The organism is Bdellovibrio sp. HM001, assembly GCF_055397275.1.
Map to the genome: position 1 here is coordinate 3,498,828 of NZ_AP029174.1, position 14,011 is coordinate 3,512,838.

Consider the following 14,011-nt stretch of genomic DNA (forward strand, 5'->3'; position numbering starts at 1 on the left):
TAAAAAGTGGCAAGATCAGATAATGGATAAAAGCTCTTCTTTCTATAGTTTAGACCCTGAAAAAGTGCTTCTGGCGACAGAACATGCTGGCCTTTATCCAACGGGCGAGTTCACGCAGCTAAATTCCTATGAAAACCGCGTTTTTGACATCAAGCTGGAAGAACCCTGCACGCCCGGGGCTTTGAATAAAAACGTCATCGCCAAATTTTATCGCCCCAACCGCTGGAGCAAAGAAGCCATCCTGGAGGAGCATGAGTTTTTGCTGTCCCTGAAGGCCGAAGGCATTCCCGCCGTCGCCCCTTTGCTGCAAGGCCATGATTCCACCTTGTTGGAAGTCGATGGAATGTACGTCGCCTTCTTCCCGAAAGTTCTGGGCCGCATGCCGCAAGAGTTTTTACAAGGCGAACTTCATAAAGTGGGACGGCTGATGGCACAAGTTCACAATGTCGGCGCGAAGAAAGCTGCTCCACACCGCCCGGTTCTGGATACCAGCTACTATGGCGGCTGGGACACTTTGGACTTCCTGCAAGACTGGATCACCCCGGAACTGCGCCAGCGCTACAACATCGCCGCTGAAGATATTTTGTATGCCATTGATGACAACTTTGATCCGTCGGAATTCATCCGTATCCACGGGGACTGCCACAAGGGGAATTTACTGAACAACGGCCAAGAATTCTTCCTGGTGGATTTTGACGATTTCGTCAATGGACCGGTGATTCAGGATTTCTGGATGTTATTGTCTGGCGACGAAGACAGTCTAGATGAAGAAAAAATGCAGATCATTCAAGGCTACGAAGAACTGCGCGAATTCCCCGATCATCAATGGTCGTGGATTCCCATGCTGCGAGGACTAAGAATCGTATCCTATGCCGGATGGATCGCCAAACGCTGGGAAGACCCGAGCTTCCCCCGCCTGTTCCCGGAATTTAACAAATACACCTATTGGGCTGAAGAAGTTGAAGCCTTGGAAAAAATCGCCTGGAAAATCGGATAAAGAAAGACCCGCTGACAAACAAGCGGGTCTTTTATTTTAGCGCGTTCGCGAAGACGGATTAACTTGGTTGGAAGGTCCATTTTCCCTGCGCTGAGCTTCCCGGAACTGCGTCGAACTTGTTTTGCCGCCGCGACGGGAAAGTCGCATTTTCGGCTGCAACGTCAAGGTGTGTGAAACTTCTTCAGTTCCTGACTCTGGCAAATCAGGATACTTCGGCTGACGTTTTGTTTTGGTGGAAGCGCGAGTGGCAGAAATACGTCGAGTGCCGCCATGTGCGGAAGACATTTTCGATACTCCAGCTCGTTTGGATTTTGCAGAAGAACCGGAGACTTTGGGTTTACGAGCCGATGTCGCAGAAGCGCTTTTTTTGAGTTCGGCTTTAAATTTTTTGAGACTGATACCGAGATGATTCATACGATAGCGGATTAAGCGTCCACTGCTTATTTTGGCTGAACCACGCCAAACATGCGCCAAACTTTCTTTATCCTTAAGTCGAACTTTGTAGCTGGCGATCAAACGTTCACACCGGGCAATGTGCGCATTCAATCGGGCTTCCGACAGATGGTGAAGAGTTTCTGGAAAGCTGTCTTTTACAAGTTGATATTCAGCCCGCGGGAAGTTTCGGCGAGCAGTTTGCAATTCGTCTCTCATACCTGACTCCTTGTTGTGAGGGTCCGTTGAATCAATTTTCATTCTAGAGAAGTCTGACTTGATGACCTTCACTTTCATATGCCTCTTGTTACAAAACAAGAGCCGCTGCTGCGGCCCTTGAGGAAATCAGTGCTGTGATAAGCGCCTTACTGGCCCAAAGTCACCATGTTGAGTTCCATGGTTTTTACTTTTCCAGAATCTCCGTCGGTCTTGATCACTTTTACAAGGCCAAACGGAACATCACCCCACCACATGGTCACTGTATCACCTTCATGGTGACCGCTCTCCCAGGTCTTCGTCATTTTGCATGTGTTGTAAGTTCCAGCCGGAACCGTAACTTCTTCCATCACACCTCCATGAACCACACAGTTGGTCATGATCTTTTGCCACTTCTCGGGCGTGTAAAGGTTCTTCATTTCCTTGGTTTCACAGCGTTCCCATTTGCCCATCTGCATCCAGGATTTCACCAGCCACTTCATCGTGGTCGGATCCTGACTGAGGACCTCTTTGGAACCTTTTATTTCGGTTGAAGTGCCGTCGGTGCTAACCACAGTGCCGGTCCATTCCACCTTATCCCCCACCATCGGATATGCCATCGCATAGGTGGATGCAAAGAATACGATACCTGCAAATAATTTTGCTGCTTTCATGAAAGACCTCCTAGTCTTGTTGGTTTGATTTTGGAAGCCTAGGTTGAACTGAAGATTTTTTTACGTCTGCGATTTTTTGTCTGATCTGCAACCTTACACCTGACTGGCAAAAGTGACTGAAAGAAAACAAAAAACCGAAGGGGTTTCCTTCGGTTCTATGTGAAATGAATATGTTGAATTTATTTATGGGTGCTTTAAAAACCAATCTGTAATCAGATCTGGGGCTTCTTCCAACCACTCATGCCGAGCCCAAGGGCTGACAAATGCAGCTGTCTCAATTCCCTGCGCCTGCAGACTTTCATAATAAGGATACATCGTGCGCACAGGAACCACAGGATCCAGACGGCCGTGCAGGAAGATCGTTGGCGGATGATTTTCCGGCATCGCTTCAGGCACAAAACACATCGGGCCACCGCAAGTGGCATAGGAAGCCGAATGCACCGCCAGAGCTTTAAACACTCCCGGGAAGGCCACGGCCATGCGACTGGAATGGTATCCACCGCTGGAGATGCCTGTGGCATACAACTGCGCCATGTTCAACTTCCCAAACTCCCCATTCCCCATGGCTTTTAAAAGCTCTGAAACGAAGAAGAAATCTTCAGAAGTGTTGTAATCAACCCCCACAATATTGGTCATCCATGCGATGCCTTCGATGGCCGGTGGCGCAATCACCGCAAAACCGTGATCCAACAAAGACTGAATCAGGCGGATCTCATTGTATCCACCTGCGATCATCAGACTGCTTCTGGAAAACTCCACCGGAAACAGACTTCCCTGATACAAGACAACTGTCGGCCAACCCGCCTTGGGAGCACGCCCTTTCGGTAGGGAGTACTTGACCTGACGGGTGAGGTGAGGCCCCGCAATTTCCTTTACCAAATAAGGACAGGTCAGACGATCCACCAATCCGCTGACTTCACAATTCGAGCGCGCCTGTGCCGACATTCCCAGGGACAGGACACTCAAAATTCCAAGAGCCAGCGTTTTCATTAGATCTCCTTCAGCGGACCTCAGGTCCGGGGACAATATAATCGCAACCACAGCGCTTTGTCCCCTAGAACAGTTGACGGTTTTCTGATGCTTTTGTCAAAAGGACCCTTAAAACCGCGACCCAGAAGCCCCCAGTATCCGCCTGCTACTGGCAATACCAATCAGTGCCGTTTCCGGTGACATACATGCCCTTCACCTGCATGACCTGCAGTTTCATGGGAACTCGGGCTTTCAGTCCTGCTGGAATAGAGTGATTCAGGATCATCATAAACTCCAGCCCATTGGCGCCTGCGAGGCTCGCGACCAGTTGTTGATCATTGTAGTTTTTTACACTGCCCGTCTTACCGGCCTCTTCACTGGATCCTTCATAAGTATATTCAACATCCGAACCGCAGTTTCGGCTTGGGCACTTGCCCGGCACCCAGACTGAATAGCTGTATTGAACCTTGCCATGGTTGTCATACTTCAGCTTCAGAACTTTTTGACCCGCAGCTGTGACGGGATCGCCGTTCAAAGAGCACGTGATCTCTTGAGGAAAATAACACTGATAAGAGCTGGCGCGATCCGGAAGGCAGTCTGCCTGAGCTGTCATCGCCGAAAGAGTTACACCGAAAAGAACAATCCAAGATTTTAGTTTCATCACAACCTCCTACGTTGTTGGAGGCGAAATTATTTTCAAAGAAAGTATTTGTATAATTCATATATATCACTTTATTATCATTATTAATGAGTTTACTAAGCCCTTCCCTTGAAGCTTTCTGGGCCGTTGTTCAAAAAGGCACGGTCCTGGAAGCTGCTAAAATAGTAAATCTCACCCAGACAGGGGTGACCCAACGTATCCGGAGCTTGGAAAAGCAACTGGGTGTGACGCTGTTCACCCGCTCCCGTAAAGGCATGCGTCTGACCCAGGAAGGGGAATCCCTTCTGCGCTATGTCCAGGCGGCCCGCGATCTCGAAGGGGACACCCTGTCTAAAATTTCCGGAAAAAAAGAGTCGGCCTTCTTTGAGGTCTGCCTCAGCGGCACCTCCACCCTGATGCGCTCGCGCATCATCCCCAAAGTCAGCACCGTCGTTAAAAAAAATCCCAAGCTGCGCGTGCGCTTTGATATCACCGACACCGACAGTGTTTTGGGAAAACTAAAAACCGGCTTCGCGCAAATCGGCGCCCTGCCCGCAAATCAAGTGGGGCTGGAGCTGGATTCCAAGGTGATGGCGCCAGAGCGATATTACCTGGTCGGACCCTCGGCGTGGAAAAAACGAAAGCTCGACGACATTCTTGCAAACGAACCCATTATTGATTTCGATCCCCAAGACACCGTCACGCTGGATCTGTTGAAGAAATATAAACTGGCAGGAAAAGCGCAGAAGCTGCGCCACTATGCCAACAACATCGATGCGCTCACCTACATGTTGCAACAGGGGCTGGGCTATTCGTCTCTGACAGAAGAGTTTGCTCGCCCGTTTATCAAAGATGGCAGCCTTTGTTATCTCGCTGATGAGTTGCATTTGGATTACTCTGTCGCTTTGGCATGGTATCCCCGCTCTGAAATGCCTGCGTACTTCAAACAGCTCATCGAAGTTCTGACAAAAAAGAACTAAATTTTCACCATCACAGAATCAAGGTTCCATCTTGGAACTGGCCTCCACAAAGGATTTCAAAAAAATCAGTTTACTTTTTTTGAACAATCCTCGATATTGGATTTATCTCTAATGAAAGGAGGCCATCATGATTATTATGATGATTCAAAATATAAATATTTGCGGATCTACTAACGTGGACGTGGCCTCTGACATTCATTCATAGGTCACAGATTCAATCCCACGACAATTGAACTGCATCTCTAAGCACGTAAAGTGTTAGTCACTTTTCGTCTTTAGATCTTAACCCAAAATTTAATTTTAGCTCTGGCGACGCTTTGGTCTCATTGTACTGAATGAGGTCCCCAACACCTGTGTCCGTACTTTGATTCTGAAGTGGTGTCATAGCTGAACTTTCAAACAACCCTTGCGCATCTATCTGTCAAAACGGCCTTTTACACAGAGCTGCCGCAAGCATTATCAATCCTGAGGAGGAAGCTATGAACGCACTATTGCGTAGAAAAAAACAATGGGAATTCCAAAACGAGCGGTACTTATTGAAACTCGTTGAAACCTCAACTGATGTGTCTATTGAAAGCGTAAAAAAGGCCGGTCAACTTACAAGCTTCCTTCTGTATCTTGCTTATAAGAGCACGAGGATCATGCTTGCGTTAGCGTCTGCTACATTGAGAGGACCGAAATTGGTACGCTATTCAGCTCCGGAACGGAATCATGAAGTTCTGGAAGTACAACTTCAGCAACTGGAGGCCCGCCTGCAAAATCCAACGATCTTGCAGCGATAATCGCAAGGGGGAGCTTAGGCTCCCCTTTTACCCAATTCATAAACTTTCTTAAGATAGGACTCGATCACATCTTTAGGACGATCTTTGATTCGATCTAACTGCGTGACCTTGACAGGTTTGATACCGCAGAATTCCAGAACCGAGTTCTTCATCATGCGGATCACGGGATCGCGCAGGACAAACTTGTTCCACCATGATGGCGCATCCGTCGTCACAATCAGTCTTCCCGTTCGTCCCTTCAACAACCGGTCCCACCATGGGCTGTCCTTGTGATACTTAAAAGCAAAACCCGGCAAAAGAACACGATCCAAGAAGCCTTTTAATAAGGCTGGCACCGAGCCCCACCAGATTGGATGCACGATCACAAGATGTTCCGCCCATAAAAGATCCTTCTGCGCCTGAACCAGGTCAGGCTCCAGGTCCTGAATCTTTAAGTAGCCTTTATGTAAAACAGGATCGAACTGCAAATCCGAGAGCTGCACCAGACGAACTTCAAAACCGGACTCTGTGGCTCCTTTTGCGTATTGCTGCGCCAAGGAAGAACACAGGGACACATTATTAGGATGTCCATTTATCACCAGGATCTTTTTCATAAGATGGCTCCGACATACAAAGCGACAATAAAGAGAATCTGCACGGCCCCCCGCTGAAGGACTGACAATGGTTTGGCACCTCGGAAAAGAATGTTGCTTTTAGCGGCGTAGTAGTTGGCCGGGAACATCAACACCAGCAGCAGAATCAAGGCCCATCCCGTGATGGCCCTGTTTTCAGGATTCATCAGATCCCAAGCCCCCAGAATTTCCAAGGCACCTGTGAAATAGACCAAAAACATCTTCGCGGGGATCTTCGGCGGAATCATTTTTACGAATTCATGACGTAAGGGCGTAAAGTGACTGACCCCCGCCAGAAAAAAGACCTGAATCATGATCCACAGCGGAACGTCCTTCCACTGCGCTAGAGCACCGCCAAACTTCGCGGCCACGGCCAACAGGGTGAAAATCAAAAGAAGACGATAGAACGGATTTAGCTTTCTCATGTTTCCAATGTTAACATTAATGTGACCATTGTAAACATAGAAAAAACCTGCTAGTCTTTTTTTCATGGCAAAGACGTATCATCATGGCGACCTTAAAAAAGCCGCCATCAGAAGAACAGTTGAAATCATTCAGAAAAAAGGCGAAGCGGACTTTACTTTGCGCGAAGTCGCCCAAAGCCTTAAAGTGAGTCACACGGCCGTCTATCGCCACTTCGCCTCAAAAACAGATCTTTTAAGTCACATTGCTGAAGAGGGGTTTCTGGCTATAAACCAGAGCTTCACCGAAGCCCTGAGTCCGCTGAGGTCACCCCGACAACGCCTGAAGGCACTGGGGAAAGCCTATATTGAGTTTGCCGAAAAGAATCAAGGACACTATCGCTGCATGTTCCATCAGGAACTTCGCTGCAGCCCGGATCTCAGACCGGAACTTGAAGCTGCGGGGGCAAAGGCATTTGCCACCCTTGAGGAGACCTTGAAAGACGGGATCAAACAGTCAGTTTTCAGAAAGGCAGACCCCACAATCACCGCAAGGTCTGTCTGGTCAGGAATTCACGGATTTGCCACTTTGCTGATAGATGGACAGTTTCAAAGCCTGGATTCAACGTCGGCTGTCAATGACGCTATCGACAGCCATCTTTCTTTTCTGGAACAAGCCGTTCTTAAATAGCCCGGCGACTACTTGACGGTGTCATCATCGCCACTCAGTTCATCATCGTCATCCGCATCCACTCCAAGGTTGGACTCGGTTTCCAGCCCTTTGGTGAAGCAGGTGTAGATATCTGACGCTGAGGCATCAATCAGCGGACACGGATTCACCGCGGGCAGACGGTTTTGTTCATCAATCACAACATCCGACGTCACCGCCGAAAGATTGATTTTCTTGAAAAGACTGGCCACTTGAATACTCATCAATATATTGGCGCTTTCAGAGATTCCAACGCCGTTCTGTCCACCGAGTTCAAATTCATAGCCTTCCCGACTTGTGATCACCAGGGAATGTCCGCCGACCGCTCCACTCCAGTAAATGCTTTTATCCAGCATTTGTGCCGGCGCACCGGCCGGAAGTGTGTCGGTGTTATGCAACTGCATCTTCACACGACGAACCAGCGAGGTCGCAATTCGAGCCTGTCCCAGCGAATCCGGCTGCGATGAAAGCAGATCCACCACAAAGGGACCTTCAAAACTGACATCCTGACCATCGACTTCATCCTGATCGGCAACTTCCGTGGCCTTGAACTCGATCTCTTTCACAGTGATCCACGCATGATCCAGCGTCACTGTCACTCCATTGGCGTCCGTCATTGCAGGCGGAGGCGGCAAAGCCAGCGCCGGACGCAGCAGAAGATTCAACCAAGGAAAACGCGAGACGTAAGATGCAATCGAATTTGCCGGCGAAGACGACGCCGTCATCTTAAAGCTGATCATAGGGTTCCCGGTGCTGGTCCCACCGTCACTGCTTTTCTGACAAGCAGAGATGATCGTGATAGTCATAAGACCCATGGCCAAACGCATTCTCATAAAATCTATTCTCCCATAACTTCGTCGTCTTCAGCGACTTTTTTTGTCAGAGGGAAGGCTGCCAGCTCAATGTGGTATACCTCCCCGGTGGGATCTGCATCTGCGGCGTCCACCTTTTCCAACGACGCCAAGGCATCGCGCAGGATCGTCTGGACCGCTTCAAACTGACCTTTCGTCAATGCAGCGGTATGCCCCAGAAGAAGACGCTCGGCCCGCGGAACCTCTTCAATCGAGGTCTTGGCCCAATCCAGCATCTGGCGGTGAAATTCACCCAGAGAAATCTTGAAGACACCCTCGTGACAGTCCAGTTGCTTTTGAATCACTTTGTACTTCCCGTCAGAATCCTTATCCACGAAGCCAAACTTCAGAAGGAAATCCAAGGCATCTTCGACTTCTTTCTGAGAAACTCGACCCCGGAGCTTTTGCTGAATCCAAACCGGATCCGCTGAAAATTCCGGAAGATTCACCAATTCCCGGATCGCAACAAAGTACCACTTGCTTAAATACTGATGAACCTCAAGTTCGTGACGGTTGGACTCTTTGTAGTCTCGGAGTTTCTGCAACCCGGTCAGGGCCTGGACCCGCTCTTTAGGGTCCTCCGATTCGGCAATCACCTGCAACAAGTCCAGGTATCTTTCTTCCTTCGGAGTCATCTTCAAGTGGGGCTTCAACTTCGCAAGAGCCCGCCGACTTAACTTGCGCTTTCGGGCAAAGCACATAGGAAGGTAGCCGGAGGCCATCCCGGCCTCCTTTGCCACCTGTCTTAGACTGAATCCCTTTTCCCGATCCTTGAGATATTCAACCCAGTCTTTTAAGAATTCCAGGTAGTCGTGATATTCCTGTATAAGGGGTCTCTTAACTACCGTTGCCATAATACTTTCCCCTGCATTAGTCTTCTACTTCGTCTTCATGTTCTTCGATTTCACAGTCGCCGTCATCGTCTTTGCCAAGTTTTGCTGCCTGCTCAAGACCTTTTCTGAAGCAAGTGTAAAGATCGTTGGCTGATGGATCAATCAAAGGACACTGATTGACTCCCGCAACTCGATTCGCTGACGTGATAGCGACATTCGAAGTCACACCGGACAAATCGATCATCTTAAAGAGATCCGCCAGTTTAATCGCCATCAGCACATTGGAGGATTCCCCCAAGTTGATTCCACCGGCCCCGCTGATTTTAAATTCTGTTCCATCATCTGCAGAGTAAGAAATCTGATTCCCCGCCACAGTGGCTTCGAAGTAGATGCTGTTTCCAGCCAGCCCCATCGGCGCTTCGGCAGGCAGAACCGCATCCTTTTCAAGCTTCATCTTGATGCGACGATAAACACCCGCTGGCACTTCCGCCACCCCAAAAGAGGTCGGAGTTGGAGAAAGCAAATCCACAACGAATGGCCCCTGGAACTCAACACCATCCTCATCCACTTCACCGACGGCATCTGATTCTTCCATCTCAAGTTCAATCTCCTTCACCACCACCCAGGCCTTGGTGAGCGAGACATTGGCCCCCGAAGCATCCGTCATCGCTGGTGCTGGCAGAGCCGAAGCCTGCGGCATCAACAAACTGAGCCATGGGTGCTGAAGTTTATATTTCGCCAAAGTCGATGCTTGGGACGAACCCGTCATCGTCAAAGACGTCGCCACAGTCCCCGATGAGGACGGCGCCTGCGAACATCCCATACTCACTGCGGCGAAACCTGCGATCACTGACTTTACAACCTTGCTATTCATATTCCCTCCCTGTTAATAATTCGACATCCTGTCTGGCTGAATCTTCGGGCTGAATCGGCATCGAACTGCTATCTGAAATCAGGATAGTTGATTTATCGGGATTCTTCAGAAAAAGTTCACAGTTGTGATCACTTTTTAAGTTTCGTTTTTAGATTGTCATTTAATATCAATGGTTTATATATCGATTTTTATCGTCTCATTCTGATTACTATTTATTTTGTGATCACCCAAGGAAGGCCTTTTTCCAGCTATGAAACGCACAACTAAAGGCTTTGATGCCCTGTTTTCCTTTGTCTTACAGGCGGCACCATTCTATATTTTCAGGGCGCTTTTACAATCCCATCACAAAGGACACGACTTATGAAAAAAATCAAAGTTGCCAATCCCGTCGTTGAGCTCGACGGCGACGAAATGACAAGAATCATCTGGAAATTCATCAAACAACAATTGATCCTTCCATATCTTGATATCGACATTAAGTACTATGACTTGGGCATGGAGCACCGTGATGCTACCAACGACCAAGTGACTGTTGACGCTGCAGAAGCGATCAAAAAGTACAACGTGGGTATCAAATGCGCGACGATCACTCCGGACGAAGCTCGCGTAAAAGAATTCAACCTGAAACAAATGTGGAAGTCCCCGAACGGCACTATCCGTAACATTTTGGATGGTACTGTATTCCGCGAACCTATCATCTGCAAAAACGTTCCTCGTCTGGTTCCTAACTGGACAGCACCAATCTGCATCGGCCGTCACGCTTTCGGTGACCAATACCGTGCAACTGATTTCGTGACTAAAGGCAAAGGCAAGCTGACAGTCACCTTCCAACCGGAAGATGGCAGCGCACCAATCACTCACGAAGTTTACAACTTCAAAGGTGATGGCGTCGCTTTGACCATGTACAACACCGACGAATCCATCACTGGCTTCGCACGTTCTTGCTTCAACCAGGCGTTGACTAAGAAATGGCCGTTGTACCTTTCCACTAAAAACACGATCCTGAAAAAATACGATGGTCGCTTCAAAGACATCTTCGAAGACATCTATCAAAAAGAATTCAAAGCGAAGTTCGATGCTGCTGGTATCACTTACGAACACCGTCTGATCGACGACATGGTTGCTTCCGCGTTGAAATGGAACGGTAACTTCGTATGGGCATGTAAGAACTACGACGGCGACGTTCAGTCCGATACAGTAGCTCAAGGTTTCGGCTCTTTGGGTCTGATGACTTCCGTACTGGTCACTCCAGACGGTAAGACAATGGAATCTGAAGCCGCTCACGGCACAGTGACTCGTCACTACCGTCAGCACCAGCAAGGCAAGCCAACTTCCACGAATCCAATCGCTTCCATCTTTGCATGGACTCGCGGTCTTGAGCACCGTGGTAACCTGGATAACAACCAGGAGCTTGTGAAGTTCGCTCAGACTTTGGAAAAAGTCTGCGTTGAAACAGTTGAAGCTGGTTTCATGACCAAAGACCTTGCGGTTTGCATCTATGGCGACAAGGTTCCAGCTGACAAGTACATGAACACTGAGCCGTTCCTGGCGAAGTTGGATGAGAACTTGAAAAAAGCTCTTTCCATGTAAGCCCTAGGCTGAAAGAAAAAACTAAAAGAGGAGCCCGTGAAGGCTCCTCTTTTTTTTATTCCTTTACGTGCCAAATTCTTTATATTCAAGATCCACAACTTTTGCCCCAGGTGTTGGCTGTTTTATCGCCCACACCGATATGCAAAGAGGCGCTGCCATAATGACCGATGGCTCTGAGGCGCTTGGCCTTGCGCATTTTGCAAAGCTCTTTAAAGGCGCGGTCCGCTTCGCTGTTGCTGGCAAATCTGACGTCGATGGATGTTCCATAAGGATGTCGACCAGCGGCCCCGCCCACGTTTTTATTATAAGGTTCAGGTCTCCACCAATTATAGATCTGACTGATCTTAATTCCCTTGGCGGAAAGATCCTGCAAAATGCGCACTCCCGCAATCGGATACTTCCAGGTGCTTTCGTCGGGATGAATCAGATTATGCACCTGACTGGAGCCATAGGTGCAGCGGAAGGTGTTCACACTTTTCGGGTTCGGACGAACCACCTGATCACACCAGAAGGAACCATTGGTTTCCTTTGAGCACTTCTGCAAAAACTCTTCTTTTTTGGAGAGCCCGAGATTGACCTGAGTTTTCTGCGAAGAGGACGCCTTCACACATCCCAGAGCCTGAATTTCTTCTGAGATGCCGAAATCATCATGAACATGATCAGCGATATCCTCACCGTCTGTCATAGCTGTGTCGGTTGTATCTGTCAGATTTTGATTTTCGTTTTGCATGGAGGACGACTCAACGTAGTCGTTGGCTCCCCCTTGGCATCCCAGCAAACCCACTCCCAGAGCAAGAACCAAGGCGACGGTATTTTGTTTCAATGTCATCTGAACCCCTTCACTGCCGTTTAGCAGGCGAGTGTCAGACTACATTGCTTACATTTTTTTCATCTACAGGACTGGGCAAGATCCGGAACAAAGGACAGGCTAAAACGAGTGATGTTTTGGTAAATCCCGCTTTTCAAGGTACATTCGTCAGAAAGAAAACGAGATTACTCAGAAAGAGGCAAGACCAATGGCGAAGCTGAGCGTTTTTAATCTGATCACTTTGGATGGATACTTCAAAGGAACCAACGACGATATCAGTTGGCACAACTTCGGAGAGGATGAGCAAGCCCTGTCCGACGAGAAGTCCAACAGCGGCAACACCCTGGTCTTCGGCAGAAAAACCTACGAGATGATGCAGAGCTATTGGACCTCTAAGGACGCGTGGAAAGACGACCCCTTGACCACCCAGGGAATGAACAGCTCAAAGAAGATCGTATTTTCAAAGACCCTGCGTGAAGCCACGTGGGAAAACACAACTCTGATAAACGGGGATCTGCTGGCAGAAATCAAGCGACTCAAGGCCGAAGACGGGACCGACATGACCATTCTGGGAAGTGGTCAAATCGTCGCTCAACTGGCCGAGGCAAATCTGATTGATGACTACTCCATTTTGTTAAATCCGTTGGCACTGGGCGAGGGCACAACCATGTTCCAGAGATTGACTCGCCCACTCCGTTTGAAGCTGGTTTCGGCAAAAACCATGAGAAGCGGAAATGTCCTGCTAAACTATAAAAAGATTGAGCCTCTTTAGAAATAACTGGAAATTTCTACTACTTGATACGCGTCTTGATCTTCACTTTACTTTGAGATCGGCACGTGGACTCCATAGAAACTGTGGCGCACGTCATCTTCCCACAGTTCAGGGCCAGAACCTGGTTTTCTTTATTCAGCTCTTTGGTTTCAGCCTTCCAATCAGCACAGGCCTTCTTCCAATTCAAACGAGCATCTTTCAAAAGCGGAGCCGCATCCCCTTCGATCTCATCTTCACTGGTGACAACTTCATATTCATTTTTAGCTTTGGAGCCTTTTGTAACTTCAATCGTCGTCTCTCCATCCGCAGGAATGTCTTTCACCCCCATGGTCTGAGCAAAAGCAAAAGAACCCAGCAAACAAGAAACCAATACCATCTTCAACATACGAATCACCTCACATTCCTAAATGCTCCCCCACCCCCAACTAAACAGCAAGCCACGACCCACCCTCCCACGAAACTCCCCCCACCCAGCGGCGCCCCCAAAGGGGCCAGCCTGCCAAAAAACACCACCGCCCCCAAATTCCATGGTCAAAACCAGAGATAACGTCGGCATAGAAGCAAATCTGGGGGCAGATCCCCGGAGTGGGACCTCCAGCGGGGCCCGGACGGCCCGAACCGGGGCCAAGGGCCCCGGCGCTGGCAGAGCCCGGAAGGCGTGTCCCACGGAGCGGGAGCTGCCCCCAAACTTACTTCTATGCCGCACCCAGTTATCGAATGTAATCCCCTCTCCAATGGGTTACATCCAGCGGTGGCCGGGTCCCATACAATAGCTCTCTTGACGAATCCCGCTAGGTCCGGAAGGAAGCAACGGCACTCGAGGGACTATGTGATATGGGGTGCTCGGCCGCTTTTTTATCTTTCGCGCGAACCGAGAAACGAACTGTCAGGGG

General features: G+C 49.0%; 17 protein-coding genes and 1 other RNA gene. 7 read left to right on the forward strand and 11 right to left on the reverse strand.

Going from position 1 to position 14,011, the window contains the following annotated elements; genetic code table 11:
* Positions 1 to 22 precede the first annotated feature (22 nt).
* Positions 23 to 997, forward strand: coding sequence for a serine/threonine protein kinase (locus tag ACZ5ZZ_RS16525; RefSeq protein WP_464132384.1), 975 nt, complete (start codon positions 23 to 25; stop codon positions 995 to 997).
* A 36-nt stretch (positions 998 to 1,033) separates the two neighbouring features.
* On the opposite strand, the gene ACZ5ZZ_RS16530 is transcribed toward ACZ5ZZ_RS16525, so the two are convergent.
* The 4 genes from ACZ5ZZ_RS16530 to ACZ5ZZ_RS16545 all read right to left on the reverse strand — a co-directional run bounded on the left by ACZ5ZZ_RS16530 (position 1,034) and on the right by ACZ5ZZ_RS16545 (position 3,928).
* Positions 1,034 to 1,648: a hypothetical protein gene (locus ACZ5ZZ_RS16530; protein ID WP_464140477.1), complete on the reverse strand. Its 615-nt coding sequence runs from the start codon at positions 1,646 to 1,648 to the stop codon at positions 1,034 to 1,036.
* Positions 1,649 to 1,794: 146 nt separating this feature from the next.
* The gene (locus ACZ5ZZ_RS16535; RefSeq protein WP_464140479.1) at positions 1,795 to 2,298 is read right to left on the reverse strand and encodes a hypothetical protein; all 504 of its coding nucleotides are present in this window, start codon (positions 2,296 to 2,298) and stop codon (positions 1,795 to 1,797) included.
* Positions 2,299 to 2,481: 183 nt separating this feature from the next.
* Positions 2,482 to 3,288, reverse strand: a complete 807-nt coding sequence (locus ACZ5ZZ_RS16540; RefSeq protein WP_464140481.1) for an extracellular medium-chain-length polyhydroxyalkanoate depolymerase — start codon at positions 3,286 to 3,288, stop codon at positions 2,482 to 2,484.
* A 145-nt stretch (positions 3,289 to 3,433) separates the two neighbouring features.
* A complete protein-coding gene (locus tag ACZ5ZZ_RS16545) occupies positions 3,434 to 3,928 on the reverse strand; it encodes a hypothetical protein (RefSeq protein ID WP_464132392.1) in 495 nt (164 codons plus the stop codon).
* Between the two features lie 86 nt (positions 3,929 to 4,014).
* Between ACZ5ZZ_RS16545 and ACZ5ZZ_RS16550 the strand changes: the two genes are divergently transcribed.
* Positions 4,015 to 4,887 (forward strand): LysR family transcriptional regulator, encoded by an 873-nt coding sequence (locus ACZ5ZZ_RS16550; RefSeq protein WP_464132393.1) that lies wholly within the window; start codon positions 4,015 to 4,017, stop codon positions 4,885 to 4,887.
* Positions 4,888 to 5,366: 479 nt separating this feature from the next.
* The gene (locus tag ACZ5ZZ_RS16555; protein WP_464118836.1) at positions 5,367 to 5,669 is read left to right on the forward strand and encodes a hypothetical protein; all 303 of its coding nucleotides are present in this window, start codon (positions 5,367 to 5,369) and stop codon (positions 5,667 to 5,669) included.
* Between the two features lie 14 nt (positions 5,670 to 5,683).
* Here the strand turns inward: ACZ5ZZ_RS16555 and ACZ5ZZ_RS16560 are convergent, their stop codons facing one another.
* Together ACZ5ZZ_RS16560 and ACZ5ZZ_RS16565 are read right to left on the reverse strand one after the other, a co-directional pair.
* Complete coding sequence (locus ACZ5ZZ_RS16560; protein ID WP_464140484.1) at positions 5,684 to 6,262, reverse strand: NAD(P)H-dependent oxidoreductase; 579 nt, start codon at positions 6,260 to 6,262, stop codon at positions 5,684 to 5,686.
* On the reverse strand, positions 6,259 to 6,705 hold the full coding sequence (locus ACZ5ZZ_RS16565; RefSeq protein ID WP_464140486.1) for a DoxX family protein: 447 nt from the start codon (positions 6,703 to 6,705) through the stop codon (positions 6,259 to 6,261). Before ACZ5ZZ_RS16565 ends, ACZ5ZZ_RS16560 begins: the two co-directional genes overlap by 4 nt.
* Positions 6,706 to 6,769: 64 nt before the next feature.
* On the opposite strand from ACZ5ZZ_RS16565, the gene ACZ5ZZ_RS16570 reads away from it, so the two are divergent.
* Positions 6,770 to 7,372 (forward strand): TetR/AcrR family transcriptional regulator, encoded by a 603-nt coding sequence (locus ACZ5ZZ_RS16570; RefSeq protein WP_464140489.1) that lies wholly within the window; start codon positions 6,770 to 6,772, stop codon positions 7,370 to 7,372.
* An 8-nt stretch (positions 7,373 to 7,380) separates the two neighbouring features.
* Here ACZ5ZZ_RS16570 and ACZ5ZZ_RS16575 read toward each other — a convergent pair whose 3' ends face one another.
* From ACZ5ZZ_RS16575 to ACZ5ZZ_RS16585, 3 genes are read right to left on the reverse strand one after another with little or no spacing between them, the layout of a single operon-like run.
* Positions 7,381 to 8,223, reverse strand: a complete 843-nt coding sequence (locus tag ACZ5ZZ_RS16575) for a hypothetical protein (protein WP_464132401.1) — start codon at positions 8,221 to 8,223, stop codon at positions 7,381 to 7,383.
* A 5-nt stretch (positions 8,224 to 8,228) separates the two neighbouring features.
* Complete coding sequence (locus tag ACZ5ZZ_RS16580) at positions 8,229 to 9,095, reverse strand: DUF4423 domain-containing protein (protein WP_464132403.1); 867 nt, start codon at positions 9,093 to 9,095, stop codon at positions 8,229 to 8,231.
* A 16-nt stretch (positions 9,096 to 9,111) separates the two neighbouring features.
* Complete coding sequence (locus ACZ5ZZ_RS16585; protein WP_464140491.1) at positions 9,112 to 9,948, reverse strand: DUF4382 domain-containing protein; 837 nt, start codon at positions 9,946 to 9,948, stop codon at positions 9,112 to 9,114.
* A 360-nt stretch (positions 9,949 to 10,308) separates the two neighbouring features.
* On the opposite strand from ACZ5ZZ_RS16585, the gene ACZ5ZZ_RS16590 reads away from it, so the two are divergent.
* Complete coding sequence (locus ACZ5ZZ_RS16590; RefSeq protein WP_464132407.1) at positions 10,309 to 11,538, forward strand: NADP-dependent isocitrate dehydrogenase; 1,230 nt, start codon at positions 10,309 to 10,311, stop codon at positions 11,536 to 11,538.
* 85 nt (positions 11,539 to 11,623) lie between these two features.
* On the opposite strand, the gene ACZ5ZZ_RS16595 is transcribed toward ACZ5ZZ_RS16590, so the two are convergent.
* Entirely contained in the window at positions 11,624 to 12,367 is a 744-nt protein-coding gene (locus ACZ5ZZ_RS16595) for a hypothetical protein (protein WP_464132409.1), read from the reverse strand.
* Positions 12,368 to 12,554: 187 nt separating this feature from the next.
* Between ACZ5ZZ_RS16595 and ACZ5ZZ_RS16600 the strand changes: the two genes are divergently transcribed.
* A complete protein-coding gene (locus ACZ5ZZ_RS16600; protein ID WP_464140493.1) occupies positions 12,555 to 13,118 on the forward strand; it encodes a dihydrofolate reductase family protein in 564 nt (187 codons plus the stop codon).
* A gap of 19 nt (positions 13,119 to 13,137) precedes the next feature.
* Here ACZ5ZZ_RS16600 and ACZ5ZZ_RS16605 read toward each other — a convergent pair whose 3' ends face one another.
* Positions 13,138 to 13,503 (reverse strand): hypothetical protein, encoded by a 366-nt coding sequence (locus ACZ5ZZ_RS16605; RefSeq protein WP_464140496.1) that lies wholly within the window; start codon positions 13,501 to 13,503, stop codon positions 13,138 to 13,140.
* A 368-nt stretch (positions 13,504 to 13,871) separates the two neighbouring features.
* Between ACZ5ZZ_RS16605 and ffs the strand changes: the two genes are divergently transcribed.
* Positions 13,872 to 13,970, forward strand: an RNA gene (ffs, locus tag ACZ5ZZ_RS16610) — signal recognition particle sRNA small type.
* Positions 13,971 to 14,011 lie beyond the last annotated feature (41 nt).